The 17425-nt window shown below is 35.7% G+C and carries 19 protein-coding genes and 1 pseudogene; 15 read left to right on the top strand and 5 right to left on the bottom strand.

Features of this window, described 5'->3' with window-relative positions; translation table 11 throughout:
* Positions 1 to 2 precede the first annotated feature (2 nt).
* The 8 genes from ACYQ73_RS02280 (at position 3) to ACYQ73_RS02245 (ending at position 6804) form a co-directional block, all read left to right on the top strand.
* Positions 3 to 1052 (top strand): type IV pilus twitching motility protein PilT, encoded by a 1050-nt coding sequence (locus ACYQ73_RS02280; protein ID WP_460010964.1) that lies wholly within the window; start codon positions 3 to 5, stop codon positions 1050 to 1052.
* The gene (locus ACYQ73_RS02275) at positions 1049 to 2254 is read left to right on the top strand and encodes a type II secretion system F family protein (protein ID WP_460010963.1); all 1206 of its coding nucleotides are present in this window, start codon (positions 1049 to 1051) and stop codon (positions 2252 to 2254) included. The genes ACYQ73_RS02280 and ACYQ73_RS02275 overlap by 4 nt, the downstream gene beginning before the upstream one ends.
* Positions 2255 to 2362: 108 nt before the next feature.
* Positions 2363 to 2806, top strand: coding sequence for a prepilin-type N-terminal cleavage/methylation domain-containing protein (locus ACYQ73_RS02270; RefSeq protein ID WP_460010962.1), 444 nt, complete (start codon positions 2363 to 2365; stop codon positions 2804 to 2806).
* An 83-nt stretch (positions 2807 to 2889) separates the two neighbouring features.
* Positions 2890 to 3861, top strand: a complete 972-nt coding sequence (gene pilM / locus ACYQ73_RS02265; protein ID WP_460010961.1) for a type IV pilus biogenesis protein PilM — start codon at positions 2890 to 2892, stop codon at positions 3859 to 3861.
* Positions 3861 to 4454, top strand: coding sequence for a PilN domain-containing protein (locus ACYQ73_RS02260; RefSeq protein WP_460010960.1), 594 nt, complete (start codon positions 3861 to 3863; stop codon positions 4452 to 4454). The genes pilM and ACYQ73_RS02260 overlap by 1 nt, the downstream gene beginning before the upstream one ends.
* The gene (locus tag ACYQ73_RS02255; RefSeq protein WP_460010959.1) at positions 4451 to 5176 is read left to right on the top strand and encodes a hypothetical protein; all 726 of its coding nucleotides are present in this window, start codon (positions 4451 to 4453) and stop codon (positions 5174 to 5176) included. Before ACYQ73_RS02260 ends, ACYQ73_RS02255 begins: the two co-directional genes overlap by 4 nt.
* Positions 5177 to 5233: 57 nt before the next feature.
* Positions 5234 to 5986 (top strand): prepilin peptidase, encoded by a 753-nt coding sequence (locus ACYQ73_RS02250; protein ID WP_460010958.1) that lies wholly within the window; start codon positions 5234 to 5236, stop codon positions 5984 to 5986.
* 95 nt (positions 5987 to 6081) lie between these two features.
* Positions 6082 to 6804, top strand: a complete 723-nt coding sequence (locus ACYQ73_RS02245) for a gamma-glutamyl-gamma-aminobutyrate hydrolase family protein (protein WP_460010957.1) — start codon at positions 6082 to 6084, stop codon at positions 6802 to 6804.
* 197 nt (positions 6805 to 7001) lie between these two features.
* Here ACYQ73_RS02245 and lexA read toward each other — a convergent pair whose 3' ends face one another.
* Positions 7002 to 7619, bottom strand: coding sequence for a transcriptional repressor LexA (gene lexA / locus ACYQ73_RS02240; RefSeq protein WP_460010956.1), 618 nt, complete (start codon positions 7617 to 7619; stop codon positions 7002 to 7004).
* Positions 7620 to 7781: 162 nt separating this feature from the next.
* On the opposite strand from lexA, the gene yneA reads away from it, so the two are divergent.
* Together yneA and ACYQ73_RS02230 are read left to right on the top strand one after the other, a co-directional pair.
* Positions 7782 to 8096 (top strand): cell division suppressor protein YneA, encoded by a 315-nt coding sequence (gene yneA, locus ACYQ73_RS02235; RefSeq protein WP_460010955.1) that lies wholly within the window; start codon positions 7782 to 7784, stop codon positions 8094 to 8096.
* The gene (locus ACYQ73_RS02230; RefSeq protein WP_460010954.1) at positions 8093 to 8770 is read left to right on the top strand and encodes a YneB family resolvase-like protein; all 678 of its coding nucleotides are present in this window, start codon (positions 8093 to 8095) and stop codon (positions 8768 to 8770) included. The genes yneA and ACYQ73_RS02230 overlap by 4 nt, the downstream gene beginning before the upstream one ends.
* Positions 8771 to 9016: 246 nt before the next feature.
* On the opposite strand, the gene ACYQ73_RS02225 is transcribed toward ACYQ73_RS02230, so the two are convergent.
* From ACYQ73_RS02225 to ACYQ73_RS02210, 4 genes are read right to left on the bottom strand one after another with little or no spacing between them, the layout of a single operon-like run.
* The gene (locus ACYQ73_RS02225; RefSeq protein WP_460010953.1) at positions 9017 to 9556 is read right to left on the bottom strand and encodes a DJ-1/PfpI family protein; all 540 of its coding nucleotides are present in this window, start codon (positions 9554 to 9556) and stop codon (positions 9017 to 9019) included.
* A 58-nt stretch (positions 9557 to 9614) separates the two neighbouring features.
* Positions 9615 to 10127 (bottom strand): GNAT family N-acetyltransferase, encoded by a 513-nt coding sequence (locus ACYQ73_RS02220; protein WP_460010952.1) that lies wholly within the window; start codon positions 10125 to 10127, stop codon positions 9615 to 9617.
* A gap of 45 nt (positions 10128 to 10172) precedes the next feature.
* Positions 10173 to 10598 carry a DUF3021 domain-containing protein gene (locus ACYQ73_RS02215; RefSeq protein WP_460010951.1) on the bottom strand — a complete coding sequence of 142 codons (426 nt, stop codon included), beginning with the start codon at positions 10596 to 10598 and terminating at the stop codon, positions 10173 to 10175.
* Positions 10599 to 10603: 5 nt separating this feature from the next.
* Complete coding sequence (locus tag ACYQ73_RS02210; RefSeq protein ID WP_460010950.1) at positions 10604 to 11056, bottom strand: LytTR family DNA-binding domain-containing protein; 453 nt, start codon at positions 11054 to 11056, stop codon at positions 10604 to 10606.
* A 159-nt stretch (positions 11057 to 11215) separates the two neighbouring features.
* Between ACYQ73_RS02210 and ACYQ73_RS02205 the strand changes: the two genes are divergently transcribed.
* From ACYQ73_RS02205 to tkt, 5 genes and pseudogenes are all read left to right on the top strand, one after another.
* Entirely contained in the window at positions 11216 to 11833 is a 618-nt protein-coding gene (locus ACYQ73_RS02205; protein ID WP_460010949.1) for a CPBP family intramembrane glutamic endopeptidase, read from the top strand.
* A 264-nt stretch (positions 11834 to 12097) separates the two neighbouring features.
* Positions 12098 to 12931: a MerR family transcriptional regulator gene (locus tag ACYQ73_RS02200; RefSeq protein ID WP_460010948.1), complete on the top strand. Its 834-nt coding sequence runs from the start codon at positions 12098 to 12100 to the stop codon at positions 12929 to 12931.
* A gap of 75 nt (positions 12932 to 13006) precedes the next feature.
* Positions 13007 to 14149: pseudogene (locus ACYQ73_RS02195) on the top strand (agmatine deiminase family protein).
* A 734-nt stretch (positions 14150 to 14883) separates the two neighbouring features.
* Positions 14884 to 15117: a DUF896 domain-containing protein gene (locus tag ACYQ73_RS02190; RefSeq protein ID WP_370046141.1), complete on the top strand. Its 234-nt coding sequence runs from the start codon at positions 14884 to 14886 to the stop codon at positions 15115 to 15117.
* Positions 15118 to 15426: 309 nt separating this feature from the next.
* The gene (tkt, locus tag ACYQ73_RS02185) at positions 15427 to 17421 is read left to right on the top strand and encodes a transketolase (protein WP_460010947.1); all 1995 of its coding nucleotides are present in this window, start codon (positions 15427 to 15429) and stop codon (positions 17419 to 17421) included.
* Positions 17422 to 17425 lie beyond the last annotated feature (4 nt).

Genomic DNA, 17425 nt, shown 5'->3' with positions numbered 1-17425 from the left:
TCATGACAACATGTAGAAATATTGATGAGCTATTAACGCGTGCATTTGAAGAAAAAGCGTCTGACCTTCATTTAACTAAGGGGATCCCGCCTGTTTATCGTATCCATGGACGACTAGAACATTATGGGAGTGAATTACTAACTTCCGAAGAATTACAGACAATGGTTAAAACTATTTTACCTGAGCATAAATTACAAGAATTTCACGATAAAGGGGAAACTGATTTCAACTATTCATTGCCCGGGAAATGTCGTTTTCGTGTAAATGCATATCATCAACGCAATGAAGTGACAATAGCTGCCCGTTTAATTGAAGCAAAAATCCCTTCCATAGAATCGTTAAATATGCCACAGATACTGTATCAATTAGCAGAAAAACCACAGGGACTTATTTTAGTGACTGGTCCAACAGGTTCGGGAAAATCTACAACGCTTGCTGCAATGATTGATCATATTAATGAAACAAAATCAAAGCATATTATCACGCTTGAGGACCCGATTGAATATTTACATGCACATAAAAAATCAATTATCAATCAACGTGAAGTAGGGGTTGATACTCAGAGCTTTGCCAATGGTTTGCGTGCTGCGCTTCGTCAGGACCCTGACATTATTTTAGTAGGTGAGATGCGGGACTACGAAACGATTTCAACAGCCATTACAGCGGCAGAAACGGGCCATTTAGTGATGGCGACATTACATACAAGTAGTGCTCCGACTACGATTGATCGTATTATTGATGTTTTTCCACCACATCAGCAAGGACAAATTCGTGTACAACTAGCCAATGTTTTAGTGGGCATTATTTCACAGCGTTTATTTGTACGTAAAGATGCCAAGGGACGTATTGCTGCAACTGAAATATTAGTACAAGCACCATCTATTTCAAATTTAATTCGAAATGAAAAAGTTCACCAAATTCCCACTGTAATGCAGACGAGTAAAGCTTTAGGCATGCATACTTTGGAATCTTCAATGCAGCAGCTAATAGCAATGGGGAAAATCTCTTTGGAAGCAGCAAGGCCATATATGAATGCGGGGGATTATAATTGACCGTTTTTCGATATAGTGGACGCACAAAAACTGGTGCACACAAAAAAGGAATCATTGATGCGACCAACAAAAAAGTAGCACTTGAAAAATTACGAGCTCAAGGCATTAATGCTCGTGAGCTGGAAGAGTCTAAAAGCATTTTACATAAAGACTTAAATATTGGTGGTAAAGTAAAGCACCAGGATTTCGTTATTTACTGTCGTCAATATGCAACACTAATCCGTGCTGGCGTTTCAATTGTAGAGGCAACACATATTTTAAGTGGTCAAACGAAAAGTAAAGCATTGAAAAAAGCATTAGAACAAGTGGAAGAGGATATACGCGGGGGGACAGCGTTTTCAGACGCAGCGGCCAAACATCCAAAGGTTTTTCCTGTCATGTTTGTTAATATGATGCGCTCGGGTGAGGCAACAGGGAATATCGATGAGACTTTAGAGCGTTTAGCAGGGACACTGGAAAAACAATTCAAAATTAAAAAGAAAGTACAATCGGCATTGGCATATCCGGCTATTTTATCGGTACTGACAATCGCTGTAGGTATGTTTCTTATGATATTTATCGTTCCGACGTTTATGGCTACTTTTGAAGAAATGGACATGGAAATGCCAATCTTAACTGTCGTTGTTGTTAGTATTTCGGATTGGTTAATAGCATGCTGGTATTTTGCAATTGGGATTCTCTTATTATCCGTTCTTCTATTTAGATTTTTCTATAAAAATAATAAGCAATTTCATTACAATGTAAATTATGCATTATTAAGAATTCCTGTATTTGGTATTTTAATGCAAAAAAATGTAATTGCTCGTATGACTAGAACCTTATCTTCTTTGTTCAGTAGTTCAGTGCCAATTCTACAGGCACTTACAATTGTCGAAAAGGTTGTAGGAAATCCAGTGGTAGGAAAAGTTGTACTGGAGGCAAGAGATAACCTAGAAAAAGGCGGTACCTTATCTGAGCCATTAGAAAAAAGTTGGCTATTTCCTCCGTTAGTAACCCAAATGACATCAATCGGGGAAAAAACGGGTTCTCTTGATTATATGCTCGAAAAGATAGCAGATTTCTATGAGGATGAGGTAGATCGCTCAGTGGATACATTAAAATCGCTCGTTGAACCTTTAATGATATTAGTTCTAGCAGCGGTTGTTGGTGTAATTGTTGCAGCAATTTTCCTACCAATGTTCGCATTATACGAAAATATGTAAGTGTACTAACTTTAAAGGGGGTGGTATAGAAAAGAGAGTAGCAGTTGTTGTAGTAGTAGGTGTACATATTTTCGGACTAATCATAACAATTTATAAGGAGGAACACCGATGTTCAAAAAAATCTTAAACAAAAAACTATTAAAAAATCAAAAAGGCTTAACGCTAATCGAAGTACTAGCTGTAGTTGTTATCCTAGCCATTATAGCGGTAATCGCTATTCCTGCAATTGGCAACATTATTGATAATAGTAGAATTAAAGGCGCAAAGGCTGATGCGGTCAACTTAATTAATGCGGCGCATTTGTATTATACAGATGGTGCAACTGAAACATTTGATGAAAATAAAAAAGATTACTTTGACACTGCAGGTGGTGCACAGAAAGGCTGGACGGTTGCTAAACCAACTGGAGATGCAGGGGCATCTGCCTTAAGATTTAGTGGTACAGTGAAGAGAGGAAATATTACAATAACTTTTACTAATGCAAGTATAGATGATATTAAGCCTGAATCTAAGGAATCTTCAAAGGGTACAGTGGATATTTTGAAAAATTAATCCTCTAACTGGGTCTGATGCTGATAAGTAGCATCAGACTCAGAAAAGAACGATTAATTTAATTAAAGGAGGCATCTTTTCACATGTTTACAAAAAAGAAAAAATCGCATGTGTCGATTGAAATAAAAGATTATATATTGCGTGCGATTGTGGCGAAAGGTGCTGATCCGTCGCAATGGAAAGGCTATGAAATGCCATTAGCACAGGGAATTGTTGAAGGATCTGTTATTCATGATGAAATGGAATTGTTTGATGTAATGAAAAATGATGTGGCAAAATGGGCTGGTAAAAAGCAAAATGCACGTATTTTTGTACCGGATACTTCCGTCTTGTTGAAGAGCTTTGAGCATCCTGATGATATAGAGTGGAATGAATTAAAAGGTTATGTGGAAATGGAACTTGGTCAGTCTATTCATCTTCCATTTCAAGATCCTCTTATTGATGTGTATGACCCAAAGCCTAGTGATGGACAGGCCATGCTATTTGCAGTACCTTCAGAAGAAGTGTCTAAAATGATTGGACTTTTACTTGATGCTACATTAGATCCACAAGCAGCAGATATTCGAGCATTGTGTAATATTCGTTTGTTAGAGTATTTGCAGTTAATAAAGGACGATCGAACTTATTTAATAGCGGATTGGTCAATCAATGAATTGTCGATAAGTATTTTTTCATTTGGTCAACTGGAGTTTTTACGATACCAATCATTTGATACAGATTTATCGAAATGGAAGCCTGAAGAGATGGAAGAGTATCGTTTTTCTTATCATTTAGAAGTCGAAGATGATTATCGTATGATTCTTACTGATCAAATGCTTGAAATCGATCGTATTATGAATTTTTTTAAGTTTTCCTTACATAAAGGTGAGAAAAGTGTAGATGAGATTATCATTTTAGGAGATAATCCACTACTTCCTACCATTAAAGAGTTTTTAGTAAATAATTTTTCGACATCAATTATTATGTTAAATGATTCAATCATTCAAAAATCTTTCCCTCAATTTTCAGAGGAATTTGCAAGCTTAATTGGACTTGCATTAAAGGAGGTTAACTGATGGTACCAGAAATTAACCTCTTGCCGAATTTGGAAAAGAAGCATTCAACACCTACTTTAATGTATGTAGTATTTATTATTCTTATTGGTATGATAGTAGGATATATGATTTTCTTGTTTTTCCAAGCAAAAAGTGATCTTACAAAATTAAGTGCGCAGGAAGTGGAGCTTTCATCGCAACGCGAACAACTTCAAATCGAGTTAGATAGTAAGCAAAATGTGAACCAAGGCTCATTGGAGCAATCCGTACAATTTGTGGAAAATGTATCCTATCCTGTAACACCCTTAATGGATGAAACACAAGTATTATTACCAGAGCAAACGTATTTAAGGAACTATGTATTTGGTGAGAAAAATGTTGAAATTACAGCTGATTTTGAAACGATGTCAGCTATATCAGCTTATTTAGAAAAGCTAACTGCTAGCCCCTATTTCAATGATATACAGGTTGATACTATTTCTAATTTTGATGTTGCTATTGGAAACCAAGAGGAAAAAAGTGCTAAGAACAAGTTTAAGGAAGTACCACGTTATTCGGCAACTATTACATTAGGAATTGATTTTAAATTTCTTGCTGGAGGTAGAGAATCATGACAAGTAGTAAAAATTCAACGATTCTTATCTTAACAGCATTCATTGCAGCCATTCTATTTGCGCTTTATTACTATATATTAACACCTAAATTAGAAGTAGTGGATGCGAAAGAAAGCTCGAATAACGCCCTTCAACAAGAAATTCCTACTATTCAGGAGCAGATAGCTTTACTTGAAAAGAATGGCAAATCAAATAGTACAAGTAACTTAACATTGCGTAAAAAAGTACCTCAAACTCGAGCTATTGATGAAGTAATTCGAAATATTGAAGAGATTGAAGTGGTAACGGGAACACGGGTAGAAGCTATGAACTTTAATAATTATGATTCGCTCGTAGTTGATTCTACTATTACAGATCCCAACTCGACAAATTCTGATGAACAAGTCGATACACAGCAATCTGCAACGGAAGCGGATGAACAAGCTGTTGCTAAGAATGGTGAAACGCCTGAAGTGAAAGATAAAATCCCAACTGCTACTTTTACGAAAGATTCCTTACCAAAGGCATTAAAACTAGTTACATTTGATATTGATGTTGTCGCAATGGATAATAAAGCAATGGTTGAGTTTATAAAAGAGATTGAAAAAATTGATCGTGTGATGAAAATTGATGCTATCGATTTTACATTAACTGGTGAAGAAGCAAAATTCCAAAAGGACGCTGATACAACCTTAAAAGCAACCATACAAGTAACGACGTTCTATTATGAAGGACAACAATAATCTAGATGGCGCGCATACTTAAAGGTATGGGCGTCTATTAGTATAGGAGGACATAAAATGGAAATTGCTTATACAATTACAGTTTTATTATTTGGGCTCGTTCTTGGTTCATTTTTTAATGTAGTTGGCTTACGTGTACCTATGAAGGAGTCCATTGTGCGTCCACCCTCGCATTGCACTTCTTGTAAGAGACAGTTGACGGCGCTTGATTTGGTGCCTGTTTTGTCTTATTTATTTTTAGGTGGAAAATGCCGTAGCTGTGGGCAAAAAATTTCTTGGATTTATCCACTGATGGAACTTATAGCAGGCCTATTAGTTGCTTTTGCTTATTGGAAATTAGGCTTTAATGCAGAATTTTTTGTAGCGCTATTATTAATTTCATTATTAGTCATTATTGTTGTGTCGGATTTTGCGTATATGCTTATTCCCGATAAGGTGCTATTATTCTTTTTACCATTACTAGTTTTTGGACGCGTGCTAGCTCCTTTGTCTCCGTGGTGGGATAGTATAGTTGGTGCTGTCGTAGGTTTTGGCATATTATATTGTATAGCTGTTCTATCAAGAGGTGGAATGGGTGGTGGCGATATTAAATTATTCTTTTTACTTGGTCTCGTACTCGGGACAATACATACAATTCTGACGCTATTTGTAGCGGCAGTAATTGGTATGATTGTTGGCATAGTTATATTAAAGGTACGCGGACAGGGAAGGGAAACACCTATACCATTCGGACCTTCTATTGCTCTAGCAGCTATTATTGTCTATTTCTATGGGGATGCGTTGATGAATTGGTATCTTGGGTTTTGGTAATTAATCAGTGATGGATTCTTTCAATGATTAATAGTCTTCACCAATTAGGTTTTTACAGGCAGTTAATGCAAGATAAAGATCATGGAGGGGATAGGATGAAACCAATTATCGGTATAACGGCTTTTGCGGAGGATGATTTGTCCTCAAGATTAAATGCTGCTTATAGCAAAAGTATAATTGAAGCAGGGGGAGTTCCACTTATAATTCCAATTGGCGTTGAAGAGGATGTAGCACAAATTTTATCGTTGACGGACGGATTATTACAATCGGGTGGCTATGATGTACATCCATTCCTCTTTGACGCAGAACCTACACCAAAATTAGGGAAGGTTCATCCTGAACGAGATTCAGTGGAGCTTGCTTTAATTAATGCAGCCTATATTCGGAAAATGCCGATTCTCGGAATCTGTCGAGGGCTTCAAATACTAAATGTTGCGTTTGGAGGCACAGTCTATCAGGATATTGAAAGTGAGTATCATAGTAAAAAATTAATAAAGCATGTGCAACAAGCAGCACGAGGTGTTACAACACATTATGTTAATTTAACACCTGATACATTATTAAAAACGATTATTGAGGAAGAAAAAATTGCTGTGAATTCATTTCATCATCAGGCAATAAACGTAGTAGCAGAAAAGTTGAAAGTGGTAGCAAAATCAAGTGATGGTATCGTTGAAGCGGTAGTGCATGATGATTTACCATTTTGTCTAGCAGTACAATGGCACCCTGAAGAGCTAGCCATTGCAGGAGATGAAGTATCAAAGAATCTATTTGCAGCATTTGTAAAGGCAAGTTTGAAATTTAAAGTAGAGGCGTAAAACTTTATAAGCGTTAATTTTTTATCCAAGGCTAAGAAAACCTTGGTGAATTTGAATACATTGTTAGGTGTAAGGAATCCATTTTAAAGTGGGTTCTTTTTTAGTGTATAAAATAACACTCAAAACATAAGAAAAAGAGGTATATGCTCATATGTGAACATAATATCCTCTTTATATACTTTAATATTGAGATACTTTTAATGTACACGACGATAAAGACCTACAACTTGTCCCAAAATAGAAACTTGCTCTACAATAATTGGCTCCATTGTTGGGTTTTCAGGCTGTAAACGAAAATGATTTTTTTCCTTGAAGAAACGCTTTACAGTTGCTTCATCCTCTTCAGTCATTGCTACGACAATATCACCATTATCAGCAGTTGATCTTTGTTTAACAATCACTAAATCTCCGTCTAAAATGCCAGCTTCAATCATTGATTCACCCATAATTTCTAGCATAAATAATTGATCTTCACTCGTACCATAAATATCTGGTAGTGGGAAATACTCATCGATATTTTCAATAGCAGTTATTGGAGAACCCGCAGTAACCTTCCCAACTAGTGGGACATGTATAACTTGTTGCTTTTGAATAGAATCCTCTGGCTCTAGAATTTCAATAGCGCGTGGTTTAGTTGGATCGCGTCGAATTAAGCCCTTTTGCTCTAAACGAGCTAAATGCCCATGAACTGTTGAGCTTGAAGCAAGTCCAACTGCCTCACCAATCTCACGTACAGACGGTGGATACCCTTTTGTTCGTACTTCTTCTTTAATGAATTCTAATATGGCCTCTTGTCTTTTCGAAACTTTTTTCATAATTGCTCACCTCTTTTTTTAATCATTTTACTTATTAATAGTATAACAGAATGCGAACACTTAAGCAAACATAGGTTCGAAAAGTGTTTGACAAAAACGTTTGTTCGTATTAATATGAGAACATATATTCCGAACAAACATTCTAGAAAAGGGGTTTTAAACATGAACTGGTTAAAGAAAAATCCACATATTACAATTTTATTAGGAGCTTGTCTACTTTTTGCAGCATACCTTTTTATAACAGACCCAGGCGATGTAACGTACACAGAAATTGAAATCGCTCATGGTGATAGCTTATGGTCGTTAGCCGATCAATACCGTGGTAAAATGAAAACGGATGAATGGATTAAGCTTGTGAAAACAGAAAATGAATTATCGAACGTACAAATTATTGCAGGTAAATCCCTAGTGATTCCAGTAGTGGGTGACCAATCCTATCCTATAAATTCAATTGAAATTGCGAGAAACGAAAAATGAAAATGAATCAACAATCGGCTGTTGTCTATTGCCGTGTGAGTACAGAAAAAGAGACACAAAGTTCCTCGTTAGAGCGTCAGCAAGAGGAGTTGATGCGCTATGCTAAAGAGCAGGGCTATGAAGTCAAGCGTGTTTTTAAGGACAAGCATAGTGGCTATGATGTGGAACGTGAAGGTTTACTAGAAATGCTCGATTTCATTAAAGAAAAAGAAATAAATGCATTATTTGTGCAGGATGAAACACGCTTAGGGCGTGGAAATGCTCGAATGGCAGTATTGCATTTATTGCAGAAAACTGAAACTGATGTTTTTTCTATGCGAGACGAGGGACCTTTACAATTAAATGAAATGGATACGATGCTTCTAGAAATTTTAGCAATCGTTGAGGAGTACCAGCGCAGAATCCATAATGCTAAAATACGTCGTGGTATGCGTCGTGCCGTTGAAAATGGCTATCGCCCTGAAAACAATTTATCTAACCGTGGAAATCCAAATGGTCAAGAACGTAAGGATGTCCCTGTAGACGAAATTGTCAACCTACGTCATCGAGGCTTCACCTTTGAGGAAATCGCTATGACTCTTAGAGGTCTAGGCTTTGAAGTAAGCAAAGCTACAGTCCATAGGAGATATCGGGAACATCAAGAGGAAAGCGAGCAAAACAAAGTGACGTTTTAATCAGTGGGAGTTTTATCGTCCCGCTGATTTTTTACTTTTTAAAGGTTTTAAGCTCCTAATGTGACGAATAGAAACGGCGAAGTAATGGATAGGATCGTCAAAATGATGGATAGAACGTCGATAGCGGCGGATAGGATTCAATCGAAAATAAAAAATAAGAGAAGTAGTGATTTCTACCTCTCTTCCTCATAAATTCATAATGTTGAAAAAAACTTATATCATCTATTATTAATTAGCGCTATTTCATTATCCTCGGTACCAATTTTCATCAAAAGAGAGATGCAGGGCTTTACCCACAGTAATGCCAAATTGTATAAAACCTCTACCTCTTGCAGTTATGATGTTGCCATCTTGTACAACTAGGTCTTCAGAGAAATGACTAAGATCAAAGAAACCTAGCTTTTCCATACCCTCCGGAGATAATCCTACAGTATATTTGATGTTCTTTAATACTCCAGCTTTTGCTAAAAGAGTTGGACTGCTAGAGATACTGGCAATGAGAGCTTTTTTGGCATTCACATGACTAATAAAATTAATTAGTTCTTGCTCATGTATTAATAAAGTTATATCCATACACCCTGGTAATATTAAGCTATCAATTTCGTCAAGATTAACTTCACTTATTTGTGTATCGGCTATACAAGATAACCCAGATTCCCCTTTAATTTTTTCACTGTTTAATCCAACAGTTATAACGGGTTTATTTCCTTGCATTAATATTGATAATGCTACACTCAATTCATATTCACTAAACTGGGGATACAATAATACAGCAGTTTTTTTCATAAATTTCTCCCTCTATTTTAAAACGAATATTTAGAAATCGACATAATTGTATAGTAGTTTATATCCATTCCTCTTCTAAGACAGAATAATAGTATTCATCCCACCACTCATCTCCATTAGGTATGCATTTTTTAAAATAACCTTCGCGTCTCATGCCGATTTTCTCCATCACTCGATAGGATGGGATGTTTTCAGGTTGGCATGTTGCAATAATTCTATGAAGTTTCTTTTCTTTAAATCCGTAATCCAGTACAGCTTTTGCTGCTTCAGAGGCATATCCATTATTGTAATAGTTCGGATTTAATACCCAGCCAATTTCATACGTATGGCCACCAAAATATTGATGGAAAACAATATGACCAATTACAATATTTTCGCTTACTAAAATAATAGGGAAGTGTTTTGCTTTTTCACCGCTATTTTCTGAAACGAACTTTTTAGCTTCTTCCTCATTAAAAACGCCTTCGGGAATATATTTCATCACATTTGGATTCGAAGTATATTCATAGACAGCTTGCCAATCTTGAATCTCAAATTCTCTTATTAATAGTCTGTTTGTTTTGATAAACATTTCACTTTTCCCCCAATTCATGAAATTTCACATTTGTTTTATTTTCTATTTATTTAACAGCTCATCAATCTTTTTATTCATTTTTTTCACTTCGGATTTGTTATATAGATAAAATAACAGCCAAATTAGAGTAAATAGCAAAACACTAAAGAATAGCATTAACATAGTTATTCCTATAGAAGATGTGGGAAGCCAATTTAAAAATAGTGCAACAACAATAAAAGTACCTAAAGAAATTGCAAAATGGATAGCTGTTTGTAGTAAAAACGTTAAACGTTCTACTTGATAAATATAGGATGGTAATACACAAGCAAGTCCCACAATAATTGAACCTAGAGATTGTTGTATAAAGTCTGCCGTAATAGCTTCTAAAAAAATATCTCCAAAAATCCAAGAACCAAAAAGATTAATAAAAACAAAAACTGTACAGCCCATACTTACACCAAACGCTACATTTTTAAAAAAATGCACCTATCTTAAACCCCCAAACGCTTTTTAAATTGTTTTCGATAATTACGAGAAATTACTTCTTTAATGCCTAAAACTAGCTCAATTTCCATTGTTCCATTAAATGAAGCTTCAATATTTTTAACTTTTGCTAGATTTATAATTGCAGATTTAGAAATCCGTATAAAATCATTCCCTAATTGTCGCTCTAACTCATATAAAGGTTTATTCAAAATGAGACGATTATTATCTTCGTCATATAAAGCTAATTCTCTTCCTTCTGTTCGAATAACAATAATTAAGTTTGGATCAACGATATATGTTTTATTATTTGCTATCCCTGTTAAAATTTGTTCTTCTTGCTCTTGTTGTAATAAAGAAATAGCAGCTTGTATCGTAGGAGTAAGTTTTGCTGTACAAATTGTTACATGTGGCTTTTCATACTCTGAATCTATTTTTACCTCTATTTTCAGCTTTATCACCTCTCAAAAAATTATAGCATATACAGCGTTTTGGAAAATGTAGGTCATTCTTTGAAAAAGGCATCTTACACAATCATAACAACATGTTACTCCAAACGTATTGTTGGGGTACATTTCGTTCGTTATATTGAGTTCATGTAAAAGGAGGCCATGGCTATTATGAAGGAATTAACTACTTCAAGTGAAAGAAATAAAACTGGTTGGATATTAGTAAGTATTGCAACTATGCTAACAGCTAGTATAATCTTTTGGTTTTATAATAATCCTGAAGGTTTTATTGAAAATGGAATTGGCTTTAGGACAGATGTATTTTCGAATATATTTATTTGGATTTTTACGCTTTTTATCATAACGGGATACATTGCTTATACACTCTTTGCAATCCCTTTTGTAAAAGCACATTTATTTACTATCTCTTGGCTTAAAGTAATTGGAATATGGGCTGCCATTGTTACGGGGATAGTAGAAGAAGTTGTTTTTAGACATTTACTTATAGAATACTTATTAACTCTTGCATTTTCTGACGTGACACAAATACTAATTTCAGGGTTACTCTTTGGAATTGCTCACAGTGTGTGGGTACTTTTGAAAGGGGATTGGAAGTTTGCATTACCTGCTATTATAAGTACCACAATATTAGGAAGTCTTCTCGCAACGCTTTATATTATGGCAGGAAGAAGTGCCTTTGCACCGATCGTAGCCCATGTTTTAATTAATATGTTTATCGAGCCATGGCTAATGTTAGCTGCTGTTTCTGGAAAATGGGATGGTAAATAAAGAATAAATTGATTATGTATGTATGTAAAATTTATTTTAAAAAATGGTGTAGTCATGACAGCGTGTCTGGCTATCGCCGCTTGCATGTGTATGCCGAAGTACGTGTATTGTAGTTTTAGATAAACCATTACTTTCAATGTCTTGAGGATTACGCTCTTACTTAAGCTTCTTGCTTTTTACGAGAAGCTATTGATATTATAAGCTTCAGACATTTTACTACCGATTTTACCTGAAAAATATAATTACAATAAATAAGGGAGAAATATGTACACGATCAGCAGATTTTCACAGCTTTGCAAAATGAGTGCTCGCATGTTACGACACTACGATAAGGAAGAACTTTTGAAACCAGTACTTGTAGATACAACAAACGGTTACAGATATTATGACCAGAGTCAATTAGAAACGGCATTACGAATCAAGAAACTAAAAGAATATAGATTTTCTCTAACTGAAATTAGAATGATCCTCCAATCATCAGACAGTACAATGTTTATCGGCATGATACACACGAAAATAGATGAAATATCAAACGAAATGAGTCAAAATAGACAGATTATTGCGGAGATGCAAGGGTTGATTGAAAAGAAAGAGGATTTATTACAAGGAGTAAAAAGATCATATGATATATCGCTTGGAATAAGAAACGAGATCAGTGTCGTAAGTCAAAGATTACAGATAAATATTGATGACATGGACAGGTATATTGATTCCCTTTACGATAAGGCGAAAGAAAGTAATATTCAGTTACTTGGTGTTCCCTCAACCATTTTTTTTGATGAAGAGTTTACCCCTGAACAATGTGATATTGAATTAATAATTCCAATCATTCGTAGAAATGACGAAGAAATATCAATGTCAAGAAAATGGCAAATAAAAAAACTTCCCCAAAATATTGTTGCTACTACTTTGCATATTGGAAGTTATGACTATATCGGATATGCACACATGGCACTTGAAGAGTGGGCAGAAAGCAACGGCTACAGCATGGATGGTCCACCATATGAAACCTACTTGAAAGGTTCAGAATGTGACTGTCATGAAGAGGAGTATGTCACGCAAATTAGCTTTCCCGTCTTCAAAAAGCTAATGCAATAATTGCTTGACTTTCACACTATGTCAAACCTTATTCTACTTCCAAGAGAAAACTAAAAGCTTAAGGAGATCTTGGTTATGAAAAAATTTATTGTATTTTGCACAGGGGCTGTATTAACGGCTGGGTTCATTATGGGAGGGTGTAATCCAAGTAAAGTAGAGGGCAGCGAATACGTAAAAAAACAATACGTAGGTAAGTATACAATGCCAGATGAAAGCAACAAACATGAAGGTACGTGGTTACAATGGCCGCATTCCTTTACATATGGTAAAGGCTACGTAGAAAAGATTGAATCAATTTGGATTGAGATGACGGCTGCCCTTAGCGAAGGGGAAAATGTCCATATTATCGCATATGATGAATATGAAAAGAATTATATTTATGACCTTCTGTATGATGAGGGTCTAAATATGGACAAAATCGATTTTTATATTGTTCCTACTGACGATGTATGGGCAAGAGATACAGCACCAATTTTTGTATACGATAAAGATAACAATTTGAAACTCATGGACTGGGGATTTAATGGATGGGGTAAGAAAACACCCTATAAAAAAGATGCATGAATACCAAGTGTTCTTAGTAAGAAGTTAGGTATAGAACGAATAAATCTAAACAGTGTGGTACTCGAAGGAGGAGCATTTGAACTGGATGGTAATGGTACTTTTTTATCAACACGTAGCGCTGTTATTAATAAAAATCGAAACCCTAAACTATCAGAATCAGAAATTGAGGAGTATGTGAGAGAAAATCTTGGCGCTACTAACTTTATTTGGTTAGATGGTGTACCCAATCTAGATATTACAGATTTTCATATTGATGGTTTTGCAAAATTCCATGATAAATCTACAATCATTACAATGAAAAAAGATGATTTAGAAGAATGGGGTCTCTCCAATAAGGATATTAAAACATTAATGCATGCAAAGAATTCTTCCGATAACCCATATCAGTATGTGTATTTACCAATCAGTAAAAATAATATAATTTTAGATAATGGAAAGAATTTGTCGTATAAAGGTTCATATGTAAATTATTATATTGGAAATACAGTTGTGTTAGTTCCGAATTATAATGACCCTAATGACAAAATAGCAAACGATATAATCCAAAAACTATACCCTAATCGAAAAGTAATCGGTATTGATGTAAGAGAGCTTTATAAAGATGGTGGTATGATTCATTGCGTTACACAACAACAACCAGTCAATTTAAAGTGAAAGAGTTTATACACCTAATCTCAACATAATTGAAAACAATGCTACCATTATTGTTCCATTTTGTAATGTTGTTAGAAGGATTAATTTGATAAGAATTGTTTCTAATTTCCCCTATGATAAGCTTTGCAAGTATTACCCTTAACACCTATAAACAGAATTTCTTATCGAACTGGGTATTTATATGCTCCTTATTAGGTAGACAGATTAAAAGTAAAAATCTGTTATCTAGGGGGAGTATTTTTTTTATGGTCCGAAGTAAGCATCCGAGTTGAAATTAAAGATTCTAAAAAATATCACCCACTACTTTAGAAAGTTGCCAAGATCGTCTTGAAATGGAAGGAGAAGAATCGAAGAAGTATCTGAAAGACTACAGTTAAAGCTTATCTATCAGAAGAATATTCTTTACAAGAGGTTGTTCGAAACTACTCCATTTCTGATATACGTGTTTTACGAAAATGAATTCAAAAGTATTCTAGTCATAGTGAATTAAAAGAATCAGGTAAAGGAATGAGCCAAGTATGACGAAAGGAGAAAAATAACCATTGATGAACGTATTCAAATAGTAGACTGTTTAAAGCACCCGGAAAATTATCAGTTAAAAGCGCAAACTTAGATTGCACTACCTTAAAGAATAAAGTGATGCTAGAAAGGTTGGTATAACTGCATTTTAAGGGAATTCATGCTATACTTTGCATACCATATTCATTAAGATATGTATTGAAAGGTGTGTAACTATGTTATCAAAAGAAAAAATTAACCGAATCAATGAACTTTCTGCTAAGGCTAAAAGTGGTACATTAACAGAGGCAGAAGCTAAGGAACGATCAGCGCTTCGTAAAGAATATCTAGATACATTTAGAGCAACGATGCGTGATACAATTGAAAATGTAAAAGTGGTAGATGCAGAAGGAAATGATGTAACGCCGGAAAAAGTTAAACAAGCGAAAAAAAATAAATTTCTCAATTAGTGTGACATATTTAGAGCAATTACGCCCCGGCGTAATTGCGTCCGGATTTTGAATTGGGCTTAAGCAATTATTTTCTTTCGAAATCTATGACAATCGCCGGAGACATTATTTTTATTCAGTTAGCCCCATTGCCGTGAAAATATTATATTCAAATAAATAGTACTTCATAATGAGGGGTATTTTTCTACTGAATAAAGATAAAGTATGTTATAAAAGGCAAATAGTATAACAAAACCATTGTTTTCTGAAGCAATGTTGACTAAACTGTATAAGAACAATATATAGGACGAGAAAGGATGTCACAAAATAATGACTCAACATGCGGATCAACTAGCGATTAATGCTATCCGAACTTTGTCAATCGATGCAATTGAAAAAGCAAATTCAGGTCACCCAGGTTTACCGATGGGGGCAGCGCCAATGGCTTATACGCTTTGGACAAAACAACTTCACCATAATCCGGCTAATCCCAAATGGTTTAACCGCGACCGTTTTGTACTTTCTGCAGGTCATGGCTCTATGCTTTTATATAGCCTACTTCATCTAGGTGGCTACGGCTTACCAATGGAAGAGATTCAAAACTTCCGTCAATGGGATTCATTAACTCCAGGACATCCTGAATATGGTCATACTGTTGGGGTAGAGGCAACAACAGGCCCTCTAGGTCAAGGTATTGCTATGACAGTTGGTATGGCAATGGCTGAACGCCATTTAGCAGCTACTTACAATAAACCAGGACATGACATCGTTGATCACTATACATTTGCACTTTGTGGCGATGGCGATTTAATGGAAGGTGTAGCAGCTGAAGCTATCTCCTTAGCAGGTCACTTAAAACTTGAAAAGTTAATCGTTTTATACGATTCAAACGATATTTCTTTAGACGGTGATTTAGAAAAATCATTCTCAGAAAATGTTCAAAAACGCTTCGAATCTTATGGCTGGAATTATTTAAAAGTTGCAGATGGTACAGATGTTGCAGCAATTAACGCAGCTATCGAAGAAGCGAAAAAATCAACTGGCAAGCCAACAATTATCGAAGTGAAAACTGTTATCGGTTTTGGTTCACCAAACAAATCAGGTAAAGCTGCTTCTCACGGTGCACCACTTGGTCAAGATGAGGTTGTTTTAACAAAAGCATCTTATGAATGGGCACACGAGCCATTCCAAATTCCTGCTGAAGTATATGATACATTTGCAGCAGCAGCTAATGTTCAAGGGGCACAGCCTGAAGAAGCTTGGAATGCTAAGTTTGAAGCATATAAGCAAGCGTTCCCAGAATTGGCAGCACAATTTGAAAATGCAATGAATGGTCAATTACCAGAGGATTTCGCTTCAGAATTACCAGTTTATGAAGTAGGTAAATCAGTAGCTACTCGTTCTTCTTCTGGAGATGCAATCAATGCAATTGCAAAGAAAACACCATCATTCTTCGGTGGTTCAGCTGACCTTGCTGGCTCAAATAAAACAACGATGAAAGACGCTGGAGATTTCTCTGCAGACGACTACGCTGGCCGTAATATTTGGTTTGGTGTACGTGAGTTTGCAATGGGTGCTGCTATGAACGGTATGGCACTTCACGGTGGTCTTAACGTATTCGGTGGTACATTCTTCGTATTCTCTGATTATGTTCGTCCAGCTGTACGTCTTTCTGCATTAATGGGTCTTCCTGTTACTTATGTATTTACACATGACTCAATTGCTGTAGGGGAAGATGGTCCAACACATGAACCAATCGAACACCTTGCATCTTTACGCGCAATGCCGAATTTATCTGTTGTTCGCCCAGCTGATGCAAATGAATCAGCAGTTGCATGGGAGCTAGCAGTAGCGTCTGAAAAAACACCAACTGTTTTAGTATTATCTCGTCAAAACTTACCTGTTCTTGACGCATCTATTGATACAGTACGTGAAGGTGTTACTAAAGGTGCTTATACAGTATCTCCTGCTACAAAAGAAGTGGCAGATGCCATTTTAATTGCAACAGGCTCTGAGGTTTCACTTGCAGTCGAAGCACAAAAAGCATTAAAAGCTGATGGTATAGATGTGGCAGTTGTTTCAATGCCATCTATGGATCGCTTCGAAAAACAAGATGCAGCTTACAAAGAATCTGTTCTTCCAAAAGCTGTAACAAAACGTCTTGCAATCGAAATGGGCTCATCATTCGGCTGGCATAAATACACTGGTTTTGAAGGGGATGTTCTTGCAATTGACAAGTTCGGCGCTTCTGCACCAGGTGAATTAGTAATGGAAAAATACGGATTCACAGTAGAAAATGTTGTAGCGAAGGTAAAAGCGCTATAATTAA

The sequence above is a fragment of the Lysinibacillus sp. CTST325 genome (assembly GCF_054665055.1).
Note: the sequence above shows the minus strand (reverse complement) of the source record. Positions and strands in the feature narration are given on the sequence as shown.

Excerpts from the sequence above, each read along its gene's own strand:
- ACYQ73_RS02205 (WP_460010949.1), top strand. The coding sequence starts at position 11,216 with ATGAAGGAATTAACTACTTCAAGTGAAAGAAATAAAACTGGTTGGATA.
- ACYQ73_RS02190 (WP_370046141.1), top strand. The coding sequence starts at position 14,884 with ATGTTATCAAAAGAAAAAATTAACCGAATCAATGAACTTTCTGCTAAG.
- ACYQ73_RS02200 (WP_460010948.1), top strand. The coding sequence starts at position 12,098 with ATGTACACGATCAGCAGATTTTCACAGCTTTGCAAAATGAGTGCTCGC.
- ACYQ73_RS02225 (WP_460010953.1), bottom strand. The coding sequence starts at position 9,556 with ATGAAAAAAACTGCTGTATTATTGTATCCCCAGTTTAGTGAATATGAA.
- tkt (WP_460010947.1), top strand. The coding sequence starts at position 15,427 with ATGACTCAACATGCGGATCAACTAGCGATTAATGCTATCCGAACTTTG.
- ACYQ73_RS02280 (WP_460010964.1), top strand. The coding sequence starts at position 3 with ATGACAACATGTAGAAATATTGATGAGCTATTAACGCGTGCATTTGAA.
- ACYQ73_RS02260 (WP_460010960.1), top strand. The coding sequence starts at position 3,861 with ATGGTACCAGAAATTAACCTCTTGCCGAATTTGGAAAAGAAGCATTCA.
- ACYQ73_RS02220 (WP_460010952.1), bottom strand. The coding sequence starts at position 10,127 with ATGTTTATCAAAACAAACAGACTATTAATAAGAGAATTTGAGATTCAA.
- ACYQ73_RS02255 (WP_460010959.1), top strand. The coding sequence starts at position 4,451 with ATGACAAGTAGTAAAAATTCAACGATTCTTATCTTAACAGCATTCATT.
- yneA (WP_460010955.1), top strand. The coding sequence starts at position 7,782 with ATGAACTGGTTAAAGAAAAATCCACATATTACAATTTTATTAGGAGCT.
- lexA (WP_460010956.1), bottom strand. The coding sequence starts at position 7,619 with ATGAAAAAAGTTTCGAAAAGACAAGAGGCCATATTAGAATTCATTAAA.
- ACYQ73_RS02230 (WP_460010954.1), top strand. The coding sequence starts at position 8,093 with ATGAAAATGAATCAACAATCGGCTGTTGTCTATTGCCGTGTGAGTACA.
- pilM (WP_460010961.1), top strand. The coding sequence starts at position 2,890 with ATGTTTACAAAAAAGAAAAAATCGCATGTGTCGATTGAAATAAAAGAT.
- ACYQ73_RS02270 (WP_460010962.1), top strand. The coding sequence starts at position 2,363 with ATGTTCAAAAAAATCTTAAACAAAAAACTATTAAAAAATCAAAAAGGC.
- ACYQ73_RS02250 (WP_460010958.1), top strand. The coding sequence starts at position 5,234 with ATGGAAATTGCTTATACAATTACAGTTTTATTATTTGGGCTCGTTCTT.
- ACYQ73_RS02245 (WP_460010957.1), top strand. The coding sequence starts at position 6,082 with ATGAAACCAATTATCGGTATAACGGCTTTTGCGGAGGATGATTTGTCC.